Source organism: Serratia sp. CY47444, from assembly GCF_052168635.1.
Lineage (GTDB): Bacteria > Pseudomonadota > Gammaproteobacteria > Enterobacterales > Enterobacteriaceae > Serratia > Serratia bockelmannii.
The window spans coordinates 313,569-335,608 of sequence record NZ_JBJNMH010000002.1 but is presented as its reverse complement, the minus strand read 5'-3'; the positions used below and the strand labels follow the sequence as shown (position 1 = coordinate 335,608).

Below are 22,040 nucleotides of genomic sequence, written 5' to 3'. Positions count from 1 at the left end.
GCATCAGCCGGCGCGCCGGCCGTCCGAGGCCGGCAGCAGTCGCGCTCGCCGATCGCCCAGCAGGTTCATGCCCGCCGCCGCCAGCAGGATGATCGCCGCGCCCAGCAGCTGCCACGCCGACAGGCGGTGGCCAAACGCCAGGCGATCCACCAGCATGGCGGCGATCGGGTAGATAAACGACAGCGAGCCGATCAGGTTGGTGGGCAGCTTCTGCAGCGCACCGTACATCAACACGTACATCAGGCCGGTGTGCAGCACGCCGAGCATCGCCAGCATCCCCCACTGCCCAACGCTGACCGAAACATGGAAATCCACCAGCGGCAACAGCATCACCGCCCCTACCGTCACCTGGATCAGCGCAATGAGATGCGGCGGCGTGCCCTTCAGCCGCTTGGCCGCCAGCGCCATCAGGGCGTAGAAAAACGCCGCGCCGAGCGCCAGCGCGATGCCCGCCAGATAATGGCTCTGCTCCCCCGCCTGCCGCGGCTGCGCCAGCACCACCAGCATCATGCCGCCGAACGCCAGCCCCAGCCACAGCAGCTTGCGGGCGGTCAGCCGTTCCCCCAAAAACAGCGCCCCCAGCCCCACCAGCATAAACGGCTGGGTGTTATACACCGCGGTGGCGATGGAAATAGAGGCATAGGAATAGGCGGCAAACAGCAGCAGCCAGTTGATCACCAGCGCGACGCCGCCGGCGATCGCCAGCAGCAGCGTGGCGCGCGTCAGCGCATCGCGTCGCAGCTGCCCCAATACGCCGCACACCGCCAGCAGCACCAGCGCGCCTACCGCGCAGCGCCAAAACACCACGTTGATAACCGGCTGGCCGGACATCAACACAAACCAGCCGATAGAGCCGGAAATCAACATCGCCGCCGCCATCTCCAGCGATCCGCGTTTTATCTCTGCATTCATTCTGCGTTCCTCGAAGCTTGCCCAGAGACATAGCTTGCGGCTTCGCGGGGCGGCTTTCCATAGCATAAAAAAGGCAGATATGCTTAACTGCCTTTTTCTCGCAGCTATAATAAAGAAAACACCTAACGGAGGCGTTATGGATGATATCGATCGCCAAATCCTGACCATTCTGGCGGAAGATGCGCGTGCATCGTTGAAGACGCTGAGCGCGCAGGTGGGGCTGTCGTCGCCGAGCACGTCGGAAAGACTGCGGCGGCTGGAAGAAAGCGACGTGATCCAGGGTTATACCCTGAACGTCAATCTGCAGGCGGTAGGCTATGCCTTCGAGTCGCTGGTGCGCATCAAGCCGCTGCCGGGCATGCTGAAGAAGGTCGAGCAGCTGATTCAGGCGATCCCGGAAGTGGTCGAATGCGATAAGGTGACCGGCGAAGACTGCTTTATCGTGCGGCTGGTGGCGCACTCGATGGAACAGCTCGACCATACCCTCGATCGGCTGGCCGAGCATGCGCAGAGCAACACCTCGATCGTGAAAACCACGCCGGTCAAGCGCCGCCTGCCGCCGCTGCTCTGATCAACGCCGCCGTTTGCGGGCGAACGGGTTGCCGCGCTTCTTCTCTTTTTTGGCCGCGTCGGCGGCGGATTTCAGCGCCGCCAGATGCGCCTTGTCGGCCTCCGGCACCGCGCGCTGCTCAATCGGGAACACCGGCAGCGACGCCAACAGCCGCGAACCGTAGTTTTTGGTCAACAGCCGGCGATCGTAGATCACGATCTCGCCGTAGCATTGGTTACTGCGGATCAGTCGGCCGACCTGCTGGATCAGGTTGAACGAGGCGCTCGGCAGGCTCTGCACTTCGAACGGATAGCGCTTCAGTGATTTCAGCCACTCGCCTTCGGTGATGATCACCGGGCTGTCGATCGGCGGGAACGCGATTTTGTGAATATGCACCTGGGTCAGCAGTTCGCCTTTCAGATCCAGCCCTTCGGCGAACGATTGCAGCCCCACCAGCACGCTGGCGACGCCCTTCTCCACCCGCTTGCGGTGCTCTTCCACCAGCCGGTAGCGCGGCTGGTCGCCCTGCACCAGCAGCATCAGCCGCAGATCGGTCACGTAGCTGAGGAAAGTCTGCATCGCCCGGTGGCTGCTGAACAGGATCAGCATGCCTTTGTGCTTGCCGCTCGCCTGCTCGGCGCGGAAAAACCGCGCCATCTCCTCGAGGTGCTCCGCCTCGTTGGCGAGCGCCGGTTCATAGCGCATCTGCGGAATGACAATCTTGCCCTGTTCGACGTGATTGAACGGCGAAGAGAGCGTTTCGAAGCGATCGCCGGCCTTCTCGCTCAGCCCGCTCATCTCCTGCAGACGCGCGAAGCTGTTCAGTGAACGCAGCGTGGCCGAGGTGACCACCACGTGCGGCACCTTGCGCCACAGCAGCTTCTCCAGCTGGTCGCTGACGCGGATGCCGACGCAGTGCAAATACAGATGGGTAACGTTATCGCGCAGCTCGCGCGTGACCCATTTGGAGATCGGCGCGTTGGACGACTTGTCGAGCGCCGCCAGCCGCCACAGCTTGCTCATCGCCTCCAGATAGCCCAGCGTGCGGCTCATCTGAATGATCGCGCGATGCAGACGCACGATGTCGTGCTTGCCGGTCTGCTCGGTAAGATCGTTAAGCACGAACTCCGCCAGCCCGCGTAATGCATCGGTCAGTTTAAACAGCCGCGCGCAGCTCTCCACCATCTCCGCGGGCAGCTCGCCCATTTCAAAACGGTGCTCGGCCGCCACGCTATCGCCGGGCAGGTAGGCGCTGACCTGATGCTCGAAGATCTGCACCAGCTCGCGCAGCTCTTCGCAATGATTTTTCAGCCGTTCGCTGTTGGCCAGCCCCGGCGGATTCTTCGGCCGGTACTGCGTCATGCACTGCTCGACCTGGCGCACGATCATGTCCAACTGCAGGTTGGTCGACAGCGCGGTGATTTCCCCGTCGATCTCCAGCGCGTCGCGCGCCACCTCAGGCAAATGATGGCCTTCGTCCAGCACCAGCAGCAATTCTTTCGGGTTCGGCAGCACCGATTCCGTCTCCAGCGCCGCCATCACCAGCGCGTGGTTGGCCACCACCACGTCGGCGCTCTCGATCTCTTTGCGGGCAATATAGAACGGGCATTCGCGAATGTAGTGGCAGTTGCGCCCCAGGCAGTTGGCCTTGTCGGTGCTCAGCTTGGCCCACAGCGGATCGTCGATGCTCTGCTGATAGTGATCGCGCAGCCCGTCCCACTCGAAGCGAGCCAACGCCTTGGTCAGTTTCTGGCACAGCGCCTGCTCTTCGCCGCTGGACGGCGCCAGTTCGTCGTCGAGGAACAGCGTCAGATCGCCCTGTTGACTGACGTCGGTGCTCATCGCCGCCAGGTTACGCGGGCAGACGTAACGCCCGCGGCCAAAGGCACCGGTAAATTTCAGATCGGGGATAATCTTCTTCAGCAGCGGCAAATCTTTGCTGTAGATCTGGTCCTGTAGCGCCACGTTGGCGGTGCTCACCACCAGCGGCTTGCTCTCCGCCCGCCCGACGGCGATGCCCGGGATCAGATAAGACAGCGTTTTACCGACGCCGGTCGGCGCCTCGATCGCCAGATGGCGCGGGTAGTCACCGGCCAACGTCTTCGCCACCTCGGCGATCATCTGACGCTGGGGCGCGCGGGAAATGAAATCCGGTATTTGCTGCTGCAGGGCTTTGTACCACTGGCCAATCTGATCTTTAACTGCGGAGGAGAGCGCCATTCAACTCTTATCTAAACGAAATGATGGCGCTATTGTCCCACAGACCGCCGGCGACGTCAGCCCGAGTTACGCCTGCGGCTCGATCATCGAGACGCGACCACCGCCGAACGACCACTCGTCCAACTGGGTGGTGGCGATCACCACCATCACATCCTCGGGGTTCAGCCGCAGCTTTTCCATCAGCAACGCCGCCAGCCGTCGGTAGAAACGCCGCTTGGTGTCGCTGTCGCGCGGCCGTCCGGCGGTGATGTAAAACAGCACGAAATCCGCGCTGCGCGGCCCGCCGAGATAATCGCGATCGTAGATAAGCTCGCCGGGGCGGTATTGATCGATCACCTGAAATTTGTCCGTCGGCGGCACCTCGAACGCCTCTACCAGCGCCTGATGCAGGCTGTCGGACAAGGTTTGCAGGTAGTCAGCGGATTTGCCCTGATGCAGGGCGATGCGGCTAAACGGCATGGGGCGCCTCCGGTTCCAGCTCGCGCAGGCGCGCCACGGCCGATGCCGCTGCAGGCCAGCCGGCGTAGAACGCCAGATGGGTGATGAGCTCGGCCAGTTGCTGACGCGCCACGCCGTTGCGCTGCGCCAGCTGCAGGTGAAACGGCAGCTGTTCCACGCGGTTGAGCGCCACCAGCGCGGCGACGGTGATCAGGCTGCGCTCGCGCGGGCTCAGCTCTGGCCGCTGCCAGACATCGTCAAACAATATGTTGTCGCTGAGCTGCGCCAGCTTGGGGGCAATATCGCCGAACGCCTGTTGCCCGGCCTGGGATTCTGATGGCATTACACTCTCCTGTCAGTTGCGGATAGCCTTACGCTACCCGCCGCCGCAGCGAGTGAAAATCGGGATTTTCGGCAGTCTCGATTCAGAAAAACGGGAGGGTTCCCCGCCGGGCGGCGGGGAGGTTTCACGATTCCAGTGGGGCAACGCCGTCGAAATGGGCGCTCAGCAACGCATTCAGCTCCGGCCGCTGCTCTACCCGTTCGGCGATGGCGTACAGCCGCGGGCAGTGCTGCCGGAACCATGCGCGGCCCGGCCGCCAGTTGCACATCACCGCCACGTACAGATCCATCGCGCTGAAGCTCTTGCCGAGAAACCACGGGCCCGCTGCGCCGGCGGCGGCGTTCAGCTGCTGCAATAAACGCTCGCGATAATCCATCACCGCATTTTTCAGCTGCTCCGCCCCCGCCGCCTGCGGCTGCCAGCGCTGCGGATGGTCGGCATAGGTGAAGGTGGGGTAAATCTCCGCGTTAATGAACAGCAGCCAGCGCAGAAAACGCGGCAACAGCGGCGAGCCGGCGGGCGGCGCCAGTTCAGCATGCGGTGCGCGATCGTGCAGCAGCAGGATAATCGCCGCGCTCTCCGTCATCACTTCGTCATTGGGCAACACCAAGGTAGGCACCTGGCCCAGCGGGTTTAGCGCCAGCAGGCGATCGCGCTCCGGGCCGTCCTGCGTGTAGTCCACCTCCTCATAGCCCCAGGGGAACGCGGTCAACGCCAACGCGGCGGCCACGATCGTCGAACCGCAACCCTGCGTGCCGAACAAAGTATAAGTATCGTGCATGATTCCTCCCGCAGCGGAACAAGGTATCGATAACTGTAGACCAGCCGCCGACCGTCGGCTGAAGAAAAAATTCACCCTTTGCGCGACTTTTTTAATCGTTCGACATGAAAATGAATTTTTTGTCATAAATGGATCACATTACTACGGTAAAAATTCTCCGCCGCCAACAATCAGGCGGCACAGTGAAACAGCAATGCAACTGATGATAAGCGTCTTTCAATCGAATAAAGCAGGGTAACCCATGAAACGTAATCTTCTGGCCGTTATTATTCCGGCACTTTTACTTGCGCAAGCGGCACAGGCAGCAGAAATCTACAATAAAGACGGCAACAAGCTCGATTTTTACGGCCGTGTAAAAGCCCTGCATTATTTCTCCGATGATGCCGGCAACGACGGTGATAAAACTTACGTCCGCATCGGCTTTAAAGGCGCGACTCAGATTAACGATATGCTGACCGGCTACGGCCAGTGGGAATATCAGATCGCCGCCAACCATACTGAATCCGACGGCACTAAAGACACTAAAACGCGTCTGGGCTTCGCCGGTCTGAAATATAAGGATCTCGGCTCCTTCGACTACGGCCGCAACTACGGCATCATTTACGACGTCGGCGCCTGGACGGATATGATCCCTGAATTCGGCGACGATGCTTATATCAAGACCGACAACTTCATGAACGGCCGCACCAACGGCGTCGCCACCTACCGTAATAACAACTTCTTCGGTCTGGTTGACGGCCTGAAATTTGCCGTGCAGTACCAGGGCAAGAACGAAAACGACGGCCGCTCCGCCAGCAAGGCGAACGGCGACGGTTGGGGCCTCTCCTCCAGCTACGAAATCATCGACGGTCTGAGCGTGGGTGCCGCCTATGCCTCTTCCAACCGCACCGCCACGCAAAAAGCGGGCACCTTCGGTAAAGGCGACAAGGCCGATATCTGGGCCGGTGGTCTGAAATACGACAACAACAACGTCTACCTGGCCGCGACTTATTCGCAGAGCCGCAATATTGCGCCTATTTCCGGCACCGCCACCATCAATAACAATTCAACTTCCGTTAGCGGCTTCGCCAATAAAGCGGAAGGGATTGAATTGGTCGCGCAATATCAGTTCGACTTCGGTCTGCGCCCATCGCTGGGTTACGTTCAGCAGAAAGGCAAAGATATTGAAGGCATCGGCGATGTCGATCTGGTTAAATATTTCGACGTGGCGGCGACCTATTACTTCAACAAAAACATGTCCACTTATGTCGAATATAAAATCAACCAGCTCGATGACGACAACAAGCTGGGCCTGAAAAACGACGACGTCGTTGTTCTCGCCCTGACCTACCAGTTCTGATGTGATGAATGAATAACCACCACTGCAAACTTTAGCGTCACTTGATACCCAGAGTTTTATTTCGCCGGGCGGCTGCGTCCGGCTTTTTTGTTTTTATTTTCCCCGCCAACGAATCCCCCCGCTTGCCTTGCAAAACAAACGGGTCTACATGTATAGCTTTCCCCCGAGCGGAATCAGCCATGCACAACGACGGACGCTTCGACTTCCACAACGCCGTGCGCTACAGCAGCGACGAGCTGGCCAATATCCTCACCCACTGTTTTGAAAACTACATTGTACGCTTCGTGCTCGACGGGCCGGCCTTCGCCGCCCGCTTCGGCGCCGAAGACCTCAGCCTGAACGACAGCCTGATCGTCACCCATCGCCAGGAACCGGTGGCGGTGGCGCTGATCGCCCATCGCGGCCGACACAGCCGGGTCGCGGCCTTTTCCATACGCCCCGAGATGCGCGGTCAGGGGCTGGGTAAGGCGCTGATGCAGCGGGTGGTGGCGGATGCCCGTCAGCGCGGCGACCATCGGCTGTCGCTGGAAGTGATCGAAGGCAACGAAGCCGCGCTGGCGCTGTACCATCGCGCCGGGCTGCGCATCGTGCGCACCCTGACCGGCCACCAGGCGCCGGCGGAAGTGCCGCCAGGCACGGCGGTGCTGCAGGCGGTCGATCCGTTGACCGTCAGCCATCGCCTGACGGCGGAAGGCGCCACCGACCTGCCCTGGCTGATTGCCCCCGAATCGCTGTTCAAGCTGCCGGGCACACCGCGAGCCTATACGCTCAATCGTCAGGCCTACGCCGTGGTGATGCCCGGCGCCGAGCACTGCTGGCTGCGCCTGATCTACGTGCCCCCGCAGCACCGCGGTCAGGGGCATGCCCGCGCCTTGCTGGCCGCCCTGCAAGCGCAGTTCGCCCCTTTGCCGCTGACCGCCAACGTCTTTGTGCCCGAGGTGGCCGCCCCCTTCTTTACGCATCTTGGCTGGCGTCAGGAGCCCCTGCGCCAGTTCGAGATGGATATGCTGCTGGACAGCCCACAAGACTAAAACCGAGAGAGAGAACGATGGCAGGAAAACAGGCAAGGAAACTCACCCTTGGCGCGGCAGTTGGCGTCGCGCTGCTGACGCTGGCCGGTTGCGCGCAGCCGCCGCATACCGACGCTCAGGCCCAGCAGCGGCTGGCGGATCAGTCGGTGCTGGCGGTGAACTGGTTCCAACAGTCCGGTGAATACCAGGCGCTGGCGCATCAGGCGTTCAACAGCGCGCAACGCGCCTTCGATCAGGCCAAGACCGCGCCGGGCCGCAAAAAGGCGGTGGTGGTCGATCTGGATGAAACCCTGTTGGACAACAGCGCCTACTCCGGCTGGCAGGCGCAGCACGGCCAGCCGTACGACGGCGCCACCTGGGCCCAATGGACGCAGGCCGAACAGGCCGGCGCGGTGCCGGGCGCAGTGTCGTTTGCCCGCTACGTTAACGCCCACCAGGGGACGATGTTCTATGTCTCGAACCGCAAGCAGAGCGAATACGCCGCCACGGTGGCCAACATGCAGAAGCTCGGATTCACCGGCATGTCGGAAAAAACCGTGCTGCTCAGCACTGATACCTCCAATAAGCAGGCGCGCTTCGACGCCATTAAACAAGCCGGCTATGACATCGTGGTGTACGCAGGCGACAACCTGAACGACTTCGGCGCCGCGACTTACCACCAGGACAATGCGCAGCGCCGGGCGTTCGTCAGCGAGAATCAGGGCAAGTTCGGCACCGAATTCATCGTGCTGCCCAACCCGCTGTACGGTGATTGGGAAAGCGGCCTGGCTCGCGACTACAACAAGCTGACGCCACAGCAGAAGCTGCAGGTGCGCCAACAGGCGATCAAGGCCTGGCGCGGGCGCTGATCCAGGAAGAGGGAGAAATGCTCCATATAACCTAATATTTTGTCAAAAAAGGATTAACGGCGCATGCCGCCGAACCAATGGGGACGTTAGTTCGGCGGCATGAACATGAAGAAATGCGTATGCTCAAATTTTGGGTTGTGGGTATCAGAAATGTGAGAAATCGGTATCGGCACCGCCCTGTGAGCCAATCCAACAACGCTTCCCGGTGAAACGAGTTCTTTCACTCTCCTTTCAGCAATATCAGAGAAGTTCGTCCCTTAACTCTCTCGATTTTAACCGCCCGAAAACCGTAGCGGCATCCGCTCTTTGATTTAATCTGGCCGTAACCTAAGCAGCAAAGCACGGCTCTTCAATGTCAAATGGCTATAGGGATTTGCAACATCATTACAGAACTTTTTCGAAACAGACCGCCTGCGCGTTACCTCGATAACGGCCATAGTTCTCGCGTACCCGATACCCCTGAGCCAGATAAAATTTGATGGCACGCAGGTTGACTCTTCGGGTTTCCAGCCACAGTTGTCGATACCCCAACCATCGAGCCTGCTGTTCCAGAGCATGCAATAATTTACGACCAATACCATTGCCAGGCTCACGTACATACATTCGTTTTAACTCTGCAACGCCCGACGTTAATCGACGCAGCGCTCCACAAGCTACGGCTTCATCGGCAGCATTGCGTACCAACATAAAACAACCTCCATCCGCTTCTATAGAAGCAGGATCAAACGAGGATGTACCGCTATCGCCGGTGATCTCAGCCAGTTGCACCGACAATTCCGCCATCAGTGCCAATGCGTCTGGGCTATCGACTTCACTTAATAGTATCCGAAGCCTCACAGCAGTTTGTACATATAGCAGGTGGCCTCCAACGCCCCGCCATCGCTGGCGCGGGCGTATTGCGGGATATCGCCCGCCGCCTCGAACCCCAATTGACGGTACAATCCCTGCGCCGCGCTGCCGCTCAGGGTGTCCAGCACCAACAGGCTGCGCCGATGACGCGCCGCCAGCGCCTGCACTTCCTGCATCAACAGCCGGGCGATGCCCTGCCGCCGCGCCTGCGGATGCACCATCAGCTTGACCACTTCCGCCCGGTGACGGCCGTTGTCCGGCATCGCCAACAGCAGTTGCACGGTGCCGACCGGCCGACCGTTCTCGAGCGCCACCAGCATCGCACGCTCTCCCCGCACCAGGGCCGGCAGCAGCCCCAGCCAAAACGCCTGCGCCTGTTCCAACGTAAAGGGCATGACAAAACCGATGCTGGCGCCGTGCGCCACGCTGGCGTGCAGCATCTCGGCCAACTCGGCCATGGCACTTTGCGCCGCATCGGCGTCCCACTGTTGCAATTCAATCATGGCTATGGCCTGCAGATAACGAGCGTGTAATGGGCCGGCTCATCGCCGGGGACATGGAAACGGGAGGCGCCGAACAGGCGGTAGCGCAGGCAGTCGCCGGGCGACAGCCGGAAAACGCGCCCTTCCAGGGTCAATTCCAGCTGCCCGGACAACAGCCAGAGGTGATGCTCCAGCGCTGGAATCGACGGCAGGTCGTAATCGATCTGCGCGCCGGCATCCAGCCGGGCTTCGATAAACTCGGCCTTATACAATGCGCCGGGCGGGGAAACGGAGCGACGGTGAAAACCGCTGGCCCGATCGACCCACACCGGCTGTTGCGGCGGCCGCAGCAGCTCCGGCGGTTCGTCTTCGATTTCGCTCAGCAGGCGCGACATGGTCAACCCGTAGGCGGCGCACAGCCGGTTCAGCAGCGACGCCGTCGGGCTGGTTTCGGCGCGCTCCACCCGCGAGAGCGTCGCCCGGCTAAGGCCGGTGCGCTGCGCCAACTCCTCCAGCGACCACGCCCGCTGCTGGCGCAAATCCGCCAGCCGCTGCGCCAACCTCAGGTCGGCCATCTCCAAACCGTTATCCATCGTTCATACTCCGCTTAAAAATCCCATATGAGAGAAATAATCTCAAATTAGAGATATGGCAAGCGAATTTTAAAAAATGCCGCGCAGCGCGATGAAAATCAGCATGCTCAGCAACACCACCGCCAGCATATTGCGTAGAAAGAACGCCAGTATCACCGCAAACACCGCCCCCCACAGGTAAGGGTTATCCGGCGCGGCGCGCAGCTGGTCGCCGCTGAAGGCGACAATCGGCCCGCAGATCGCCGTCAGCACCGCCGGCACGGAAAAGCTCAGCAGGGTTTTAACGCGCGGCGACAGACGCAGCGGCAACCCGGGCGCCAGAAAACAGTAGCGGTTGAAAAACACCACCAGCCCCATCAAAACGATCGTCAGCCAGATCATCGGCGCCCCCCGCTGCACAGCAGCCCGACCAGCATCGCCGCCACGGTGGCGATCACCAATGCGCCCGGCGTCTGGAAATGGTGCAACACGATGGAAAGCAGCAGCGCGGTCAGCACGCAGGCCAACACCGGCAGGCTGCGCACCAGCGGCACCACGATGGCGATAAAGGTGGCGGCGATGGAGAAATCCAACCCGTAACCGTCCAGATCGCCGGCGCTGCCGGCGGCCACGATGCCAAGCAGCGTGGAGAGAAACCAGCACAGGTAAAAGGTCAGCCCGGCGCCCAGCGCATACCAGCGGTTGAAACGCGCCGGCGTCTGTTCGCCGGTCAGCGCGAACAGTTCATCGGTGAGCAAGAATCCCAGCGCCAGCCGCCAGCGCAACGGCAGCGGCGCGATACGCTCCCGCAGCCGCAGCGCGTAAAGAAAATGCTGGGCGGTGACGAAAAAGGTCGACAGCAGGATCGCCAGCAGCCCGGCGCTGCCCTTGATCATGCCCATCGCCACCAGCTGCGACGCTCCGGCGAACACGATGGCCGACATGCCCAGCCCCTGCGCCGGCGTCAGGCCGCTTTGCAGGGCCATCGAGCCCGCCAGTACTCCCCACGGCACCACCGCCAGGCACAGCGGCAAGATAGCCACCCCGCCCTGCAGCGCGGGGCGCAGGCGGGCGGAGGGCGGCGTGATGAGGGGGATTGAATCAGTCATGGGCTTCTCCTTGAGTTGAAGAAGCCAGCTTACGGCGCAGGCGTACACGGGTATTGCACCCGATTGCCCGGCTATTTCAGCGATTTGACGTAGTCGCCCGGCGTGACGCCCATCGACTTGCGAAAATGGCGGTGGAAATGGCTTTGATCGTGAAAGCCGCAGCTCAACGCACTGTCCAGCACGCTGTTGCCGGCCTTCAGCATGCCGCGCGCCTTGCGCAGCCGCGCCTGAATTTGATAGGCGTGCGGCGGCAGGCCGGTGGCCTGCTGAAACTGCCGCAGCAGGTAATAAGGACTGAGCGCCACGCGATCCGCCAGCTCCAGCAGCGAAATGTCCGCCTCGGGGAAATCGTCGAGAAAGGCTTTCACCCGCGCCACTTGGCTTTGCGCCCGGCTCTGCGGCGCAGGATCGATACGGCTTTTGCCGTGCCGCAGCATCAGCCAGGTCAGCGCCGAGAACACCATGGTCTCCTTCATCAGCCGGTTCTCATCGCTGCGCAGCAGGCTGAACGCCATGCGCAACTGGCCAGCCAGGCCGACGTCGTGCACCACCGGGTTGGGAAAATAAGGCGTCGCGCCGGCGCCGGTTTTCAGATCGCGCGATAAAAAGGCCAGTAGCTCCGGCGTCGGGTACATCGCCTGATACGACCAGCCCTCTTCGGTGGCGGAACTGCCAGTATGAATATCGTCGGCGTTGACCAGAATGATGCTGCCCAGCGGCGCCACGTGTTCGCCGCCGGTGCGGTAGAAGCGCTGGGCGCCATCGTCGATGACGCCCACGCAGAAGCCTTCATGGCTGTGGCGCGAGAAGGTTTGGCGGCGGTAGGTGGCCTGCAGCACTTCCAGCCCGCCAAGATCGTCGACGTGCATAAAATGAGCCTGCTCCCGGGATGCTTTGCGCGCTATGCCTTCCGCCTTCATCTTGCCTACCTCCGCTGAATGAGAGGCATTCTAGCACTCGCGCGAGGGCGGGTTTTGTACAAAATTGCCCGTCTCGGCCCCCGGCGGCGCGATCGCCGCGCAGCGCCAGGCGCTGAATACCGCCAGCAGCGGCGCCAGCGCGAACGCCAGGAACAGCCAACGCGCCGCCGATGCCGCGCCCGTCGCGCCCCCCGGATCGTTCAGCCCCGCCAGGTTGGCGATCATCCCGGCCAGCGCCGCACCGAATGCGGTGGCGAACAGCTGCACCGTGGTAATTGAAGCGCCGGCGATATCTTTGTCCGCTTCAGGTGCCACCTGCAAAATGCGCGTCAGCAGGTGCGGCCAACCGAAGCCGATGCCGAATCCCACCAGCAACAGCGCAATGACGATCGGCGCCAACGCCTGCCAGTGGCCGCCGGACGGCATCGGCATCAGGATCGCCAGCGCCAGCAAGCCCACCAGCACGAACAGCGGCCCGCTGACGATCGCCCGGCGAATGCCCGCTCCGCGCCAGCCGGAGCTGAGGATCTCGGACAACGTCCAACCGGCGGCCATAGCGGCGGCGATATAGCCGGAGATCAGCGGCGACTGGCCGTGCAGCAGCTGCAGGAAATAAGGCACGAAGATTTCGCTGGTCATGCCGATCACCAGCAACGCGGTCGTGATGTACAACGCCGCCAGCGATGAGCCGCGCCGCAGTGCGCCGTGCGGCAACAGGCGGGCGCGCGAGTGCGCTTCGCGCTTCAGCAACCAGGCCATCAGCACCAGCGAGAGCGCGATGCCCGCCAGGTTGATCCAGGCACTGTGCGCCAGGCTGCCGGCGGACACCACCAGCACCGCCACGGTCAGCAACAGCAGCTGTGCGGTCGGCAACGGTGCGGCCGCCTGCTGCGCTTTGCCCTTGGGCAGGATCAGGAAGGTAAACGCGGCGTACAGCGCCATGATCGGCAGCAGAATGCCGAAGGCCCAGCGCCAGGCGTTCAGTTCGGCGAAAATACCGCCTACCGCCGGCCCCACCAGGGTGGCGATGCCCCACATCGCCGAGATGAGCGCCATGGCGCGCGGCCACAGCCGCTGCTCGAATACCAGATTGATCATCGCGTAGGAGAGCGCAAAGATCAGCCCGCCACCAAAGCCCTGCACCGTGCGGCCGATCAGCATCACCGGCATGCTCGGCGCCAGCGCGCACAGCGCCGCCCCGGCGATGAAGAACAGCGAAGCCACCAGATAGGCGCTGCGCGCACCGTAGCCGCTGAGCAAGCGGGCCGACAGCGCGGAGCCGAGGATAGACGCCACCACGAACAGCGTGGTGTTCCAGGCATAGAGATCCAGCCCGCCGATATCCTGCACCACCGAGGGCAAGATGGTGGTGGCGACCAGAATATTGATGGCATGCAGCGCCACGCCGAGCGAGAGCGCGATCGCACTGGCCGCATTTTTGCCAGAGAAAAGGTCGCTCCAGCGGCTATCGTCATGGGTTATCACGGTTGTCGTCCTGTTTTCAGAGGAATGGCATTGAGTTGATCATAAGATTGCGTTAAATTTAACAAGAGTTATCTTGGAATAAGTTAGGGCGAGGCGGAGAAATATGTCAAGAATAAACTTGGAAAATAGCGGAAAGACCGCACAATCGGTCAGTGACCGCTTGCTGACGCTATTGAAAACCCGCGGCCCGCAGCAAGCTTCTGACGCAGGAAAGGTGCTCGGCACCACCGGTGAGGCGGCCCGCCAGCAGTTCGTCAAGCTGGCGAAAGAGGGGCTGGTCGAAGCGGTGGCGGAAACGCGCGGCGTAGGCCGCCCGGTACAGCTGTGGCATTTGACCTCGGCCGGCAATGCACGCTTTCCCGATACCCATGCGGACCTGACGGTTCAGCTGCTGCGCACCGTGCGCGACAAGCTGGGCGAACAGGCGCTCGACGTGCTGATCGAAACCCGCGAGCAGGAAAACCGCATCAACTACAAGCAGGCGATGATTGGCGCCGCCGATCTGCAGGAGCGCGTGGCGCGCCTGACCGAGATCCGCTGTCGCGAAGGGTATATGGCCGAATGGCGCCAGGAGGAGGACGGTGCCTATCTGCTGGTGGAAAACCACTGCCCGATCTGCGCCGCTGCCACCGTCTGCCAGGGCTTCTGCCGGGCGGAGCTGAGTATCTTCACCGAAGTGCTGCAGGCGCAGGTGGAGCGCGCCGAACACATTCTGGCCGGCTCGCGCCGCTGCGCCTACCGGATTTCGCTCCTGTAACACCGGTTTTTGCCCACGTTTTCAACCGGTACAGATTATTCTGCTTGTGCACCCCACACCTTCCCTTCTAAGGTTGAATTAACGAACATTCAGGCAAACAGCGGGCCTCGCGCCCGCTTGGCAAATCCGTCGGCGCTAAGCGCGCAGCGGCAGAGTAACCCCACGGGAGTTGAACGATGAAGAAGCCGCATGCCGGATTCTGGCTGGCGACGCTGGGACTGGGCGTTTGCTGGCTGCTGGCGCTGCTGACTCGCGATCGGCTCAACGGCCTACTGCTGGCCGGCGCGGCGCTGGCGCTGATCTTTACCCCTGCCACCCGCCGTAAGGGCGCGGCTCTGGCTGCCCTGGGCGGTATCGGCATGGATGGGCTATGGAGCTACAGCGGCGTGCTGCACTACAGCGGGCAACACGGCCTGCCGCTCTGGACCCTCGCGCTGTGGATCGGCTTCGGCTGCTGGTGGTATTGGCTGCTGGACGTGGTCAGAGCGGCGCCCTGGCCGCTGGCGGTGCTGGGCGCCGCCGTCGGTCCTTTCGCCTACGCCGTCTCCTGGAAGCTGGGCGTGTTACTGCCCGGCGTGCCGCCGGAGTTCATGCTGCTGTTGCTGGCCGTCGGCTGGTCGATTTACCTGCCGGCCGTCAGTTGGCTGCAGTGGAAGCGGCGGAACAGCTGAACGGCTTGCGGCAGTCGGGAAAAATAATGCCGAAAGCCATTGCTTATCGGTTGCCCAATCGGGTTTACTGAGCGTTCTAATAATAATCATCCCTGCAAAAACACATCCCTATGCTTAGCCAACAAAGCCGTAGCGTCCTGCCGTTGATCGGGGCGTTGTTCACGTTATATATCGTTTGGGGTTCCACCTATTTCGTCATTCGCCTCGGCGTCGCGCAGTGGCCGCCGCTGATGATGGCCGGGATTCGCTTTCTGATTGCCGGCATCGTGCTGTTCAGTTTCCTGGCCTGGCGCGGCCACGCGCTGCCGACGCCGAAGCAGTGGCTGGCCGCCGGCGCCATTGGCATTCTGTTGCTGGCGGTAGGCAACGGCCTGGTGACGGTGGCGGAACACCAACATGTGCCGTCCGGCATCGCCGCGGTGATGGTGGCGACGGTGCCGCTGTTCACCCTCTGCTTCAGCCTGCTGTGGGGCATGCGTAACACCAAACTGGAATGGGCCGGTATTGCGCTCGGGTTAGTGGGCATCGTGCTGCTCAACACCGGCAACAACCTGGTGGGCAACCCGACCGGCGCGCTGTTGATCTTGCTGGCGTCGGCCAGTTGGGCCTTTGGCTCGGTATTGGGATCGCGCATCTCGCTGCCGGCCGGGCCGATGGCCGGCGCGGCGGAGATGCTGGTCGCCGGCGTGGTGTTATTGGTCGCCAGCCGGCTGAGCGGCGAGCACCTGGCTCAGATGCCGAGCACCGGCGGCTTTCTGGCGCTCGGGTACTTGATTGTCTTCGGCTCGATGCTGGCGATCAGCGCCTATATGTTCTTGTTGAAGAATGTGCGCCCGGCGGTCGCCACCAGCTATGCCTACGTCAACCCGGTGGTGGCGGTGCTGCTCGGCATCGGCTTTGCCGGCGAATCGCTGGCGCCGCGCGAGTGGCTGGCGCTGGTGATCATCGTGGCGGCGGTGGTGCTGGTGACGCTGGGAAAATACCTGTTCGCCCGCCCGGCCAACGTACAGGCCATCGACTGCGAACGGCGGTGATCACAAAGGGCGGTCTGCGGGCCGCCGTTAAAAACGATTCTTGTTTCACCCGGCGAAGGGGCTATAATTCCCGCTGTTCCAAGCAACCTGCGAAATTATTCCTATGCTGAAAAAAGCGTTCCTCATCGTCATCGCCCTGTGCGCCTTCGGTTCTCTGGGCGGCGTATTCCTCGCCGGGCTGAACATCTACACCCGTTCCACCACCCCGCATGAAGAAAGCGCGCCTGCCGGGGATACCGCCGCCACGCCGGCGCAAACCGAAACCCTTCAGGCCAAGTGATCGTCCATCCAACGCTGACAGCGCTGCTGTAAAAAGCGCTGCAGCTGCCTGACGCGTTCCGACACCTGCGAGCGATGCGGGCAGACCAGATTGATCGGCACCGCGTCGCTGCGCCATTCCGGCAACAGCTGCACCAGCCGCCCGGCGCGAATGTCGGCCACCACGTCGATCGCCGACTTGCGCACCACCCCGTGGCCAGCCAGCGCCCAGCGCCGCGCCACCTCGCCATCATCGGTAAAATAGCTGCCGTTCAACGGCACTTCGATCAGTTCCTCACCGCGCCATAGCCGCCATTCCACCTGTCGTTTGCCGCTGGGCTGATACACCAGAATGCTGTGCCGAACCAGATCGGCCGGCGTTTGCGGCGCGCCATGCCGCCGCAGGTAATCGGGGCTGGCGCAGATCAGCCGCCGGTGCTGCGGCAAAATGGGCAGCGCCACCAGCGAAGAGTCGGCCAACGGCCCGAAACGGAGCGCCACATCCACCGGTTCGCGAAACAGATCGGCCTGCCGATCGTTGATCAGGAGCTGCAGCTGAATATGCGGGTGCTGCAGGCGGAACTCATCCAGCCAGCAGAGCAGCAAATTGCGGCCAAAATCCGACGGCGCGGAAATCTGCAGTACCCCGGACAGCCCCTGATGCTTCTCGCGGATCGCCTGCTCTCCTTCGGCCAACGCGCCCAGCGCCAGGCGCGCGCTGTCGAGATAGCGGGCGCCCTCCTCCGTCAACCTCAGGCTGCGGGTGGAACGCACCAGCAGCCGCGCGCCCAGCTGCTGCTCCAGCCTTTTCACCGCGATGCTGGCCGCCGCCGGCGTCATGTCCAGCGCGCGCGCCGCGGCGGAAAAACTGCCGCCGTCCACCGTGCGGACAAACACCTCGAGATCGACAAATGAGGTCATGTATTTCCCCTCTTTTTAGCCCAATCAATTATTAATATTAATTTACAAGTGTTTGCTATTAGGCGGGCTTTTTTCCTCATTTTCAATCAGGAAAGATAGATCCCGTTGAAACTTATCTAAAAAGAGGCCTTAACATGACGATTCCCGACTCCCCCCCTGAAACGACAAAAGCTGGTGATCCTGGGCGGCACCAGCGGCATTGGCGCCGCGGTGGCCTACGCGGCGGCGGCGCGCGGCGCTGAAGTGGTGCTGGCTTCGCGTCGCCTTCCCCACGCCGGGGAGAAAAACGACGCGCTGCATCTGATGCAGGCCGACCTGACCGATGAAGCATCACTGCATGCGCTGTTTGCCGCCGTCGGCGCTTTCGACCATCTGGTGATCACCGCCGGGCCGTTGGTGGACGCGAAACCGCTGGCGGAGACTGCCTTTGAGCAGGCGCAGGCCGACTTCAACGTCAAATTCTGGGGCAGTTTGCGCGCGGTGCAGGCGGCGCTGCCGACGCTGGCGCCGCAGGGCTCCATCACCCTGACCTCCGGCCAACTGTCGCGTAAATACCTTGGCGGTCAGTTGATCAAAACCGGCATCAACGCCGCGCTGGAAGCGGTCGGCAAACAGTTGGCGAAGGAGCTGGCGCCGCGGCGGGTGAACGTGGTCAGCCCCGGCATCACCGCCACCGAAGCCTACGACGGCATGAGCGCCGCGCAGCGTCAGGCGCTGTTCGAGCGCGTAAGCGGCAGCCTGCCGGTCGGCCGGATCGGCCAGGCGGCCGACGTCGCGGCGGGTTACCTGCTGGCGATGGAGAACGGTTTCGTCACCGGCAGCGTGATCGACATCGACGGCGGCGGCCTGCTGTAACGGCGGCTAGAGCGCCGTCACGCCCTGTGCGGCGGCCTGCTGCTCCAGCACGGTGATAATCTGGTAAGCCGAGCGCGGCACCAGGCTGAAATCGCCGATCAGCAGGCGGTCGCTGACCGCCTCATCCAGCATCGCTCGGGCGCCGGCGCGCAGGATGTCCACCTGTTCCGGTGGCGTGCCGGCTGCGGTGATCAGCGGCAAACCGGGCACCGCCGCCGTGCGGCCGATGATTTTCAGCCCCTCCAGCGCCTGTGGCTGCGCGCGGCGCAGCAGTTCCATGCTGATGGAATCGATGGCGGCGATATCCGCCTGCCCGCTGCGGATCAGCTTCAGCGACTGGTAATGCGCCCCGGAGGCGATAGCCGCACCGAAGAATTTCCCGTCCTGCGCCAGCGGCGCGATCAGCGCGCGCAAGCCGTTGTAGCCGGACTGGGAATCGGTGCTGTTATACGCCACCGTCCGGCCGCGAAAATCCGCCAGCCGCTCGCCGGGATCGTCCGCGCGCACCACCAGCCAGCTGCGGTAATTCGGCCCGTCGCACCCTTCCACCCGGTAGTGGTAGGTGCCGATTAGCTGCACCTGCGGCAAGGTGCTGACCAACGGATAACCGCAGGTTTGGCTGAGCAGCAGATCCTCGCGCCGCCAGTGCTGCGCCAGATCGTCCGGCCAGCTAAGCCGTTCCGGCGCCGCCGGCAACCCCAGCCGCAGCAGCTTGCCGCGCAAGACCTGCCAGAAGGATTCGGCCTGCTCCCGGCCAACGCCGTACATCGGTAGAGACACCTGCATCATTTCCCCCTTACCCCGCCGGAGTGGTCGCCAGCGTCTGCTGGCGCCAGGCGGTGAGATAACGCACCCAACGTTCGAACAGCATATCGGTGATAATAGCCAACAACGCCACGACCGCCGCGCCCTGGATCACATAGGCGGTGTTAAACCCGCTCAGGCCGATGATGATCGGCGAACCGAGCGTTTTGGTACCGACGGTGGAAGCGATGGCCGCCGTGCCGATGTTAATGATCACCGACGTGCGGATCCCGGCGACAATCACCGGCGCCGCCAGCGGCAGTTCAACCCGCCACAGAATTTGCCAGGCGCTCATCCCCACGCCGCGGGCGATCTCGCGCGTGGCGGGCGGTACCGATTCGATGCCCGCCAGCGTGCCCTGCAGGATCGGCAGCAGGCCGTACAGCACCAGCGCAATGATCGCCGGCTGCTCGCTGAAGCCCATCACCGGCACCGCTACCGCCAGCACCGCCACCGGCGGGAAGGTCTGCCCCACCGCCACTACCGTTTCCACCAGCGAACGAAACTCCCGGCCGCTGCGTCGGGTCACAGCGACGCCCGCCGCCACGCCGATTACCACCGCGATCAGGCTGGAGATCGCCACCAGCGACAGGTGCGCCCCCACCAGCGCGATAAAGCTGTCCTGCTGATAAATGGGCCGCTCCAAATCAGGGAACCAGGCGGCGAACAGGCCGCGCAGATGATCCATGCCGAACACCAGCGCCAACAGCAGCGCCAACGTCCAGGGCAGCGGATCGCGCAGCAGGCGCCCGATGCGCCCGCTCATGACAGCGCCTGCCCGGCGATCAGATCGTGGAAGTGCAGAACCCCCAACGCTTCGCCCCGTTCATCCACCACCGGCAGGCAGTCGCTGCCGCGCGCCACGAACACCGACAGCGCCTCGCGCAGGCTCATGGCGGCGGCGATCGGCTCGCCCCCAGCGACGCCGGGCCGCACCCGCTCCGCCACCGTACCCAGCGACAGCAGCTTGATGCCGCGATCGCTGCGCCCGAAGAAATCGCGCACGAAATCGTTGGCCGGCGCGGTCAGCAGCGCCAGCGGCGTGCCCTGTTGCACCACGCGCCCCTGATCGAGCAGCACCAGGCGATCCGCCAGGCCCAGCGCCTCGTCAATGTCGTGCGTCACCAGCACGATGGTGCGGCCCGAGATCTGATGAATGCGGGCGATCTCCGCCTGCAGCGCCGTGCGGGTGACCGGATCCAGCGCGCCGAACGGTTCGTCCATCAGCAACACCTCGGGATCGGCGGCCAGCGCACGCGCCACCCCCACCCGCTGCTGTTGCCCGCCGGACAGCTGGTGCGGGTAGCGACGGCGAAACAGATCCGGCTCCAGGTGCAGCAGCTCCAGCAACTCGGTAACCCGATCGCGGATGCGCGCACGCGGCCATTTCAGCAGTTGCGGCACGGTGGCGATGTTCTCCTCCACCGTCCAGTGCGGGAACAGGCCGATCGACTGGATCGCATAGCCCATGCGTCGCCGCAGATCCTGCGGTTTGAACGACTGGATCTCTTCGCCGGCAAAGAGGATCTTGCCCCGATCGTGTTCTATCAGGCGATTGATCATTTTTAACGTCGTGGACTTGCCAGAACCCGAGGTGCCGATCAACACGGTGAATTCGCCCTCGGCGATGTGCAGCGTGAGATCGTCGACCGCCGGCTTGCCCTGAAAAATTTTGCTGACTTGCTCAAAGTGAATCATCGGCGCGATACGTCCAGGATTGAAACCCAAAATTTAAACAGCGAATCGACGATGACCGCCATCACGACCACCGGGATCACCCCCAGCAGAACCAGATCCAGCGCGCTGCTGAGCAGCCCCTGGAACACGATGGCGCCAAAACCGCCGGCGCCGATCAGCGCCGCCACCACCGCCATGCCGACGGTTTGCACCGCCAGGATGCGCACGCCGGTCAGGAACAGCGGCAACGCCAACGGCAGCTGCACGCGCAGGAAAATCTGCCCGCGCGTCAACCCCATGCCGGTGGCGGACTCAATCACCCCGGCCGGCACGCTCTGCAGCCCCGCCACCACGCTGCGCACCAGCGGCAACAGCGCGTACAGCACCAGCGCCACGATCGCCGGCGCCATGCCGATGCCGCTGACGCCGTGCTCCGCCAGCCAGGGCACCGCCGTCGCCAGCCCCGCCAGCGGCGCGATCAGCAGGCCGAACAGCGCGATGGAAGGCACGGTCTGGATAATGTTCAGCGCGGAAAAAATCGGCCTCTGCCAGCGCTCGGAGCGAAAACACAGCACCCCGAGCGGCACGCCGATCGCCAGCGCCGGGGCCATCGTCGCCAGCAGAATGGTCAGGTGCTGCAACAGCGCGGCGTCAAACACCTCCTGACGATTGTGGTACTCCTTCAGCAGCGACAGCTGATCGAGCTGATGCCCGAACAGCAGCAGCGCCGGCGGCACCAGCACCAGCGCGTTGCCCAGCATGCGCCACAGGTGCGACGCGGTGAGGCGCGCCATGGCGTCGGCCGCGATCAGCAGGCTCAGCGCCATCGTCAGCCAGCAGCCGCTGCCCCAAGAGGTGCGCGCCAGGCGCGACCCCTCCTGCGCCAGGCGTTCGGCGGCCTGCCCACTGATCCAGAAGGCCAGCGTCAACACCCCGCAGGCGGCCAGCGCCGCCAGCAGCGCCCGCCCCCGCGTCGGCGGCAACAGGCTGAGGCTCGCCAATGCCGCCAGCGGCAACAGCAGCCACAGCGCCGGGCCGTGCAGCAGGGAGAACAAGGAGAGACTTTTGCCCGACAACAGGCGATTGGGGGCATAACTGAGGAACGGCAGGCCGAACGCGGCCAGCAGCAACAGCATGAACAGCGTCAACAAGACGCGATGTTTTACGGCGATAGTCAAAGAAAC

General features: G+C 62.9%; 26 protein-coding genes. 9 read left to right on the top strand and 17 right to left on the bottom strand.

Annotated elements, in window-relative coordinates; all coding sequences use genetic code 11:
• Positions 1 to 3: 3 nt before the first annotated feature.
• Positions 4 to 912, bottom strand: coding sequence for a DMT family transporter (locus ACJ8IL_RS05855; RefSeq protein WP_442516401.1), 909 nt, complete (start codon positions 910 to 912; stop codon positions 4 to 6).
• Between the two features lie 136 nt (positions 913 to 1,048).
• Between ACJ8IL_RS05855 and ACJ8IL_RS05850 the strand changes: the two genes are divergently transcribed.
• The gene (locus ACJ8IL_RS05850; protein ID WP_442516400.1) at positions 1,049 to 1,483 is read left to right on the top strand and encodes an Lrp/AsnC family transcriptional regulator; all 435 of its coding nucleotides are present in this window, start codon (positions 1,049 to 1,051) and stop codon (positions 1,481 to 1,483) included.
• Here the strand turns inward: ACJ8IL_RS05850 and dinG are convergent, their stop codons facing one another.
• The 4 genes from dinG to ACJ8IL_RS05830 all read right to left on the bottom strand — a co-directional run bounded on the left by dinG (position 1,484) and on the right by ACJ8IL_RS05830 (position 5,244).
• Positions 1,484 to 3,682, bottom strand: coding sequence for an ATP-dependent DNA helicase DinG (dinG, locus tag ACJ8IL_RS05845; protein ID WP_025302063.1), 2,199 nt, complete (start codon positions 3,680 to 3,682; stop codon positions 1,484 to 1,486). It abuts the gene before it with no gap.
• A 66-nt stretch (positions 3,683 to 3,748) separates the two neighbouring features.
• The gene (locus ACJ8IL_RS05840; RefSeq protein WP_089195663.1) at positions 3,749 to 4,141 is read right to left on the bottom strand and encodes a tautomerase family protein; all 393 of its coding nucleotides are present in this window, start codon (positions 4,139 to 4,141) and stop codon (positions 3,749 to 3,751) included.
• Positions 4,131 to 4,463: a carboxymuconolactone decarboxylase family protein gene (locus ACJ8IL_RS05835; RefSeq protein ID WP_025302061.1), complete on the bottom strand. Its 333-nt coding sequence runs from the start codon at positions 4,461 to 4,463 to the stop codon at positions 4,131 to 4,133. Before ACJ8IL_RS05835 ends, ACJ8IL_RS05840 begins: the two co-directional genes overlap by 11 nt.
• Positions 4,464 to 4,587: 124 nt before the next feature.
• A complete protein-coding gene (locus tag ACJ8IL_RS05830; protein ID WP_141997566.1) occupies positions 4,588 to 5,244 on the bottom strand; it encodes a glutathione S-transferase family protein in 657 nt (218 codons plus the stop codon).
• A gap of 241 nt (positions 5,245 to 5,485) precedes the next feature.
• Here ACJ8IL_RS05830 and ompC point away from each other — a divergent pair, with 241 nt between their 5' ends.
• The 3 genes from ompC to ACJ8IL_RS05815 all read left to right on the top strand — a co-directional run bounded on the left by ompC (position 5,486) and on the right by ACJ8IL_RS05815 (position 8,462).
• On the top strand, positions 5,486 to 6,583 hold the full coding sequence (gene ompC, locus ACJ8IL_RS05825) for a porin OmpC (RefSeq protein ID WP_025302059.1): 1,098 nt from the start codon (positions 5,486 to 5,488) through the stop codon (positions 6,581 to 6,583).
• 179 nt (positions 6,584 to 6,762) lie between these two features.
• Positions 6,763 to 7,614: a GNAT family N-acetyltransferase gene (locus tag ACJ8IL_RS05820; RefSeq protein WP_442516399.1), complete on the top strand. Its 852-nt coding sequence runs from the start codon at positions 6,763 to 6,765 to the stop codon at positions 7,612 to 7,614.
• Between the two features lie 17 nt (positions 7,615 to 7,631).
• On the top strand, positions 7,632 to 8,462 hold the full coding sequence (locus tag ACJ8IL_RS05815) for a 5'-nucleotidase, lipoprotein e(P4) family (protein ID WP_016928544.1): 831 nt from the start codon (positions 7,632 to 7,634) through the stop codon (positions 8,460 to 8,462).
• A 384-nt stretch (positions 8,463 to 8,846) separates the two neighbouring features.
• On the opposite strand, the gene ACJ8IL_RS05810 is transcribed toward ACJ8IL_RS05815, so the two are convergent.
• The 7 genes from ACJ8IL_RS05810 to ACJ8IL_RS05780 form a co-directional block, all read right to left on the bottom strand.
• Positions 8,847 to 9,245, bottom strand: coding sequence for a GNAT family N-acetyltransferase (locus ACJ8IL_RS05810; protein WP_072008228.1), 399 nt, complete (start codon positions 9,243 to 9,245; stop codon positions 8,847 to 8,849).
• Between the two features lie 50 nt (positions 9,246 to 9,295).
• Positions 9,296 to 9,814, bottom strand: a complete 519-nt coding sequence (locus ACJ8IL_RS05805; protein ID WP_043137032.1) for a GNAT family N-acetyltransferase — start codon at positions 9,812 to 9,814, stop codon at positions 9,296 to 9,298.
• Positions 9,815 to 9,816: 2 nt separating this feature from the next.
• Positions 9,817 to 10,386, bottom strand: a complete 570-nt coding sequence (locus tag ACJ8IL_RS05800; RefSeq protein WP_049295242.1) for a helix-turn-helix domain-containing protein — start codon at positions 10,384 to 10,386, stop codon at positions 9,817 to 9,819.
• A 69-nt stretch (positions 10,387 to 10,455) separates the two neighbouring features.
• On the bottom strand, positions 10,456 to 10,767 hold the full coding sequence (locus ACJ8IL_RS05795; RefSeq protein WP_043137027.1) for an AzlD domain-containing protein: 312 nt from the start codon (positions 10,765 to 10,767) through the stop codon (positions 10,456 to 10,458).
• Positions 10,764 to 11,474: an AzlC family ABC transporter permease gene (locus ACJ8IL_RS05790; protein WP_043137025.1), complete on the bottom strand. Its 711-nt coding sequence runs from the start codon at positions 11,472 to 11,474 to the stop codon at positions 10,764 to 10,766. Before ACJ8IL_RS05790 ends, ACJ8IL_RS05795 begins: the two co-directional genes overlap by 4 nt.
• Positions 11,475 to 11,545: 71 nt before the next feature.
• On the bottom strand, positions 11,546 to 12,394 hold the full coding sequence (locus ACJ8IL_RS05785) for a helix-turn-helix transcriptional regulator (RefSeq protein ID WP_089180675.1): 849 nt from the start codon (positions 12,392 to 12,394) through the stop codon (positions 11,546 to 11,548).
• 30 nt (positions 12,395 to 12,424) lie between these two features.
• Positions 12,425 to 13,879, bottom strand: coding sequence for an MFS transporter (locus ACJ8IL_RS05780; protein ID WP_025302051.1), 1,455 nt, complete (start codon positions 13,877 to 13,879; stop codon positions 12,425 to 12,427).
• A gap of 103 nt (positions 13,880 to 13,982) precedes the next feature.
• On the opposite strand from ACJ8IL_RS05780, the gene ACJ8IL_RS05775 reads away from it, so the two are divergent.
• From ACJ8IL_RS05775 to ACJ8IL_RS05760, 4 genes are all read left to right on the top strand, one after another.
• Positions 13,983 to 14,636: a helix-turn-helix transcriptional regulator gene (locus ACJ8IL_RS05775; protein ID WP_025302050.1), complete on the top strand. Its 654-nt coding sequence runs from the start codon at positions 13,983 to 13,985 to the stop codon at positions 14,634 to 14,636.
• 176 nt (positions 14,637 to 14,812) lie between these two features.
• A complete protein-coding gene (locus tag ACJ8IL_RS05770; protein WP_025302049.1) occupies positions 14,813 to 15,307 on the top strand; it encodes a DUF2878 domain-containing protein in 495 nt (164 codons plus the stop codon).
• Positions 15,308 to 15,417: 110 nt separating this feature from the next.
• A complete protein-coding gene (gene yedA / locus ACJ8IL_RS05765; protein ID WP_025302048.1) occupies positions 15,418 to 16,341 on the top strand; it encodes a drug/metabolite exporter YedA in 924 nt (307 codons plus the stop codon).
• A 103-nt stretch (positions 16,342 to 16,444) separates the two neighbouring features.
• Complete coding sequence (locus ACJ8IL_RS05760) at positions 16,445 to 16,621, top strand: hypothetical protein (RefSeq protein WP_162837922.1); 177 nt, start codon at positions 16,445 to 16,447, stop codon at positions 16,619 to 16,621.
• Here the strand turns inward: ACJ8IL_RS05760 and ACJ8IL_RS05755 are convergent.
• On the bottom strand, positions 16,609 to 17,520 hold the full coding sequence (locus ACJ8IL_RS05755; protein WP_025302047.1) for a LysR family transcriptional regulator: 912 nt from the start codon (positions 17,518 to 17,520) through the stop codon (positions 16,609 to 16,611). The genes ACJ8IL_RS05760 and ACJ8IL_RS05755 overlap by 13 nt on opposite strands.
• A gap of 174 nt (positions 17,521 to 17,694) precedes the next feature.
• Here ACJ8IL_RS05755 and ACJ8IL_RS05750 point away from each other — a divergent pair, with 174 nt between their 5' ends.
• A complete protein-coding gene (locus ACJ8IL_RS05750) occupies positions 17,695 to 18,375 on the top strand; it encodes an SDR family oxidoreductase (protein WP_442516398.1) in 681 nt (226 codons plus the stop codon).
• 6 nt (positions 18,376 to 18,381) lie between these two features.
• Here ACJ8IL_RS05750 and ACJ8IL_RS05745 read toward each other — a convergent pair whose 3' ends face one another.
• The 4 genes from ACJ8IL_RS05745 to ACJ8IL_RS05730 are packed head-to-tail and all read right to left on the bottom strand — an operon-like array spanning position 18,382 to position 22,034.
• The gene (locus ACJ8IL_RS05745) at positions 18,382 to 19,143 is read right to left on the bottom strand and encodes a phosphate/phosphite/phosphonate ABC transporter substrate-binding protein (protein WP_147823034.1); all 762 of its coding nucleotides are present in this window, start codon (positions 19,141 to 19,143) and stop codon (positions 18,382 to 18,384) included.
• A gap of 28 nt (positions 19,144 to 19,171) precedes the next feature.
• Positions 19,172 to 19,945, bottom strand: coding sequence for an ABC transporter permease (locus ACJ8IL_RS05740; RefSeq protein WP_025302044.1), 774 nt, complete (start codon positions 19,943 to 19,945; stop codon positions 19,172 to 19,174).
• Positions 19,942 to 20,877 (bottom strand): ABC transporter ATP-binding protein, encoded by a 936-nt coding sequence (locus ACJ8IL_RS05735; RefSeq protein WP_060432688.1) that lies wholly within the window; start codon positions 20,875 to 20,877, stop codon positions 19,942 to 19,944. The genes ACJ8IL_RS05740 and ACJ8IL_RS05735 overlap by 4 nt, the downstream gene beginning before the upstream one ends.
• Positions 20,874 to 22,034: an ABC transporter permease gene (locus tag ACJ8IL_RS05730; RefSeq protein ID WP_442516397.1), complete on the bottom strand. Its 1,161-nt coding sequence runs from the start codon at positions 22,032 to 22,034 to the stop codon at positions 20,874 to 20,876. Before ACJ8IL_RS05730 ends, ACJ8IL_RS05735 begins: the two co-directional genes overlap by 4 nt.
• Positions 22,035 to 22,040 lie beyond the last annotated feature (6 nt).

What these genes read in the sequence shown, in the direction of transcription:
- ACJ8IL_RS05735 (WP_060432688.1), bottom strand. Translation starts at nt 20,877, where the DNA reads ATGATTCACTTTGAGCAAGTCAGCAAAATTTTTCAGGGCAAGCCGGCG.
- ACJ8IL_RS05820 (WP_442516399.1), top strand. Translation starts at nt 6,763, where the DNA reads ATGCACAACGACGGACGCTTCGACTTCCACAACGCCGTGCGCTACAGC.
- ACJ8IL_RS05785 (WP_089180675.1), bottom strand. Translation starts at nt 12,394, where the DNA reads ATGAAGGCGGAAGGCATAGCGCGCAAAGCATCCCGGGAGCAGGCTCAT.
- ACJ8IL_RS05840 (WP_089195663.1), bottom strand. Translation starts at nt 4,141, where the DNA reads ATGCCGTTTAGCCGCATCGCCCTGCATCAGGGCAAATCCGCTGACTAC.
- ACJ8IL_RS05790 (WP_043137025.1), bottom strand. Translation starts at nt 11,474, where the DNA reads ATGACTGATTCAATCCCCCTCATCACGCCGCCCTCCGCCCGCCTGCGC.
- ACJ8IL_RS05770 (WP_025302049.1), top strand. Translation starts at nt 14,813, where the DNA reads ATGAAGAAGCCGCATGCCGGATTCTGGCTGGCGACGCTGGGACTGGGC.
- ACJ8IL_RS05830 (WP_141997566.1), bottom strand. Translation starts at nt 5,244, where the DNA reads ATGCACGATACTTATACTTTGTTCGGCACGCAGGGTTGCGGTTCGACG.
- ACJ8IL_RS05775 (WP_025302050.1), top strand. Translation starts at nt 13,983, where the DNA reads ATGTCAAGAATAAACTTGGAAAATAGCGGAAAGACCGCACAATCGGTC.
- ACJ8IL_RS05740 (WP_025302044.1), bottom strand. Translation starts at nt 19,945, where the DNA reads ATGAGCGGGCGCATCGGGCGCCTGCTGCGCGATCCGCTGCCCTGGACG.
- ACJ8IL_RS05800 (WP_049295242.1), bottom strand. Translation starts at nt 10,386, where the DNA reads ATGGATAACGGTTTGGAGATGGCCGACCTGAGGTTGGCGCAGCGGCTG.
- ACJ8IL_RS05850 (WP_442516400.1), top strand. Translation starts at nt 1,049, where the DNA reads ATGGATGATATCGATCGCCAAATCCTGACCATTCTGGCGGAAGATGCG.
- ompC (WP_025302059.1), top strand. Translation starts at nt 5,486, where the DNA reads ATGAAACGTAATCTTCTGGCCGTTATTATTCCGGCACTTTTACTTGCG.
- ACJ8IL_RS05810 (WP_072008228.1), bottom strand. Translation starts at nt 9,245, where the DNA reads ATGGCGGAATTGTCGGTGCAACTGGCTGAGATCACCGGCGATAGCGGT.
- yedA (WP_025302048.1), top strand. Translation starts at nt 15,418, where the DNA reads ATGCTTAGCCAACAAAGCCGTAGCGTCCTGCCGTTGATCGGGGCGTTG.
- ACJ8IL_RS05755 (WP_025302047.1), bottom strand. Translation starts at nt 17,520, where the DNA reads ATGACCTCATTTGTCGATCTCGAGGTGTTTGTCCGCACGGTGGACGGC.
- ACJ8IL_RS05855 (WP_442516401.1), bottom strand. Translation starts at nt 912, where the DNA reads ATGAATGCAGAGATAAAACGCGGATCGCTGGAGATGGCGGCGGCGATG.
- ACJ8IL_RS05795 (WP_043137027.1), bottom strand. Translation starts at nt 10,767, where the DNA reads ATGATCTGGCTGACGATCGTTTTGATGGGGCTGGTGGTGTTTTTCAAC.
- ACJ8IL_RS05745 (WP_147823034.1), bottom strand. Translation starts at nt 19,143, where the DNA reads ATGTACGGCGTTGGCCGGGAGCAGGCCGAATCCTTCTGGCAGGTCTTG.
- ACJ8IL_RS05835 (WP_025302061.1), bottom strand. Translation starts at nt 4,463, where the DNA reads ATGCCATCAGAATCCCAGGCCGGGCAACAGGCGTTCGGCGATATTGCC.
- ACJ8IL_RS05815 (WP_016928544.1), top strand. Translation starts at nt 7,632, where the DNA reads ATGGCAGGAAAACAGGCAAGGAAACTCACCCTTGGCGCGGCAGTTGGC.
- dinG (WP_025302063.1), bottom strand. Translation starts at nt 3,682, where the DNA reads ATGGCGCTCTCCTCCGCAGTTAAAGATCAGATTGGCCAGTGGTACAAA.
- ACJ8IL_RS05805 (WP_043137032.1), bottom strand. Translation starts at nt 9,814, where the DNA reads ATGATTGAATTGCAACAGTGGGACGCCGATGCGGCGCAAAGTGCCATG.
- ACJ8IL_RS05760 (WP_162837922.1), top strand. Translation starts at nt 16,445, where the DNA reads ATGCTGAAAAAAGCGTTCCTCATCGTCATCGCCCTGTGCGCCTTCGGT.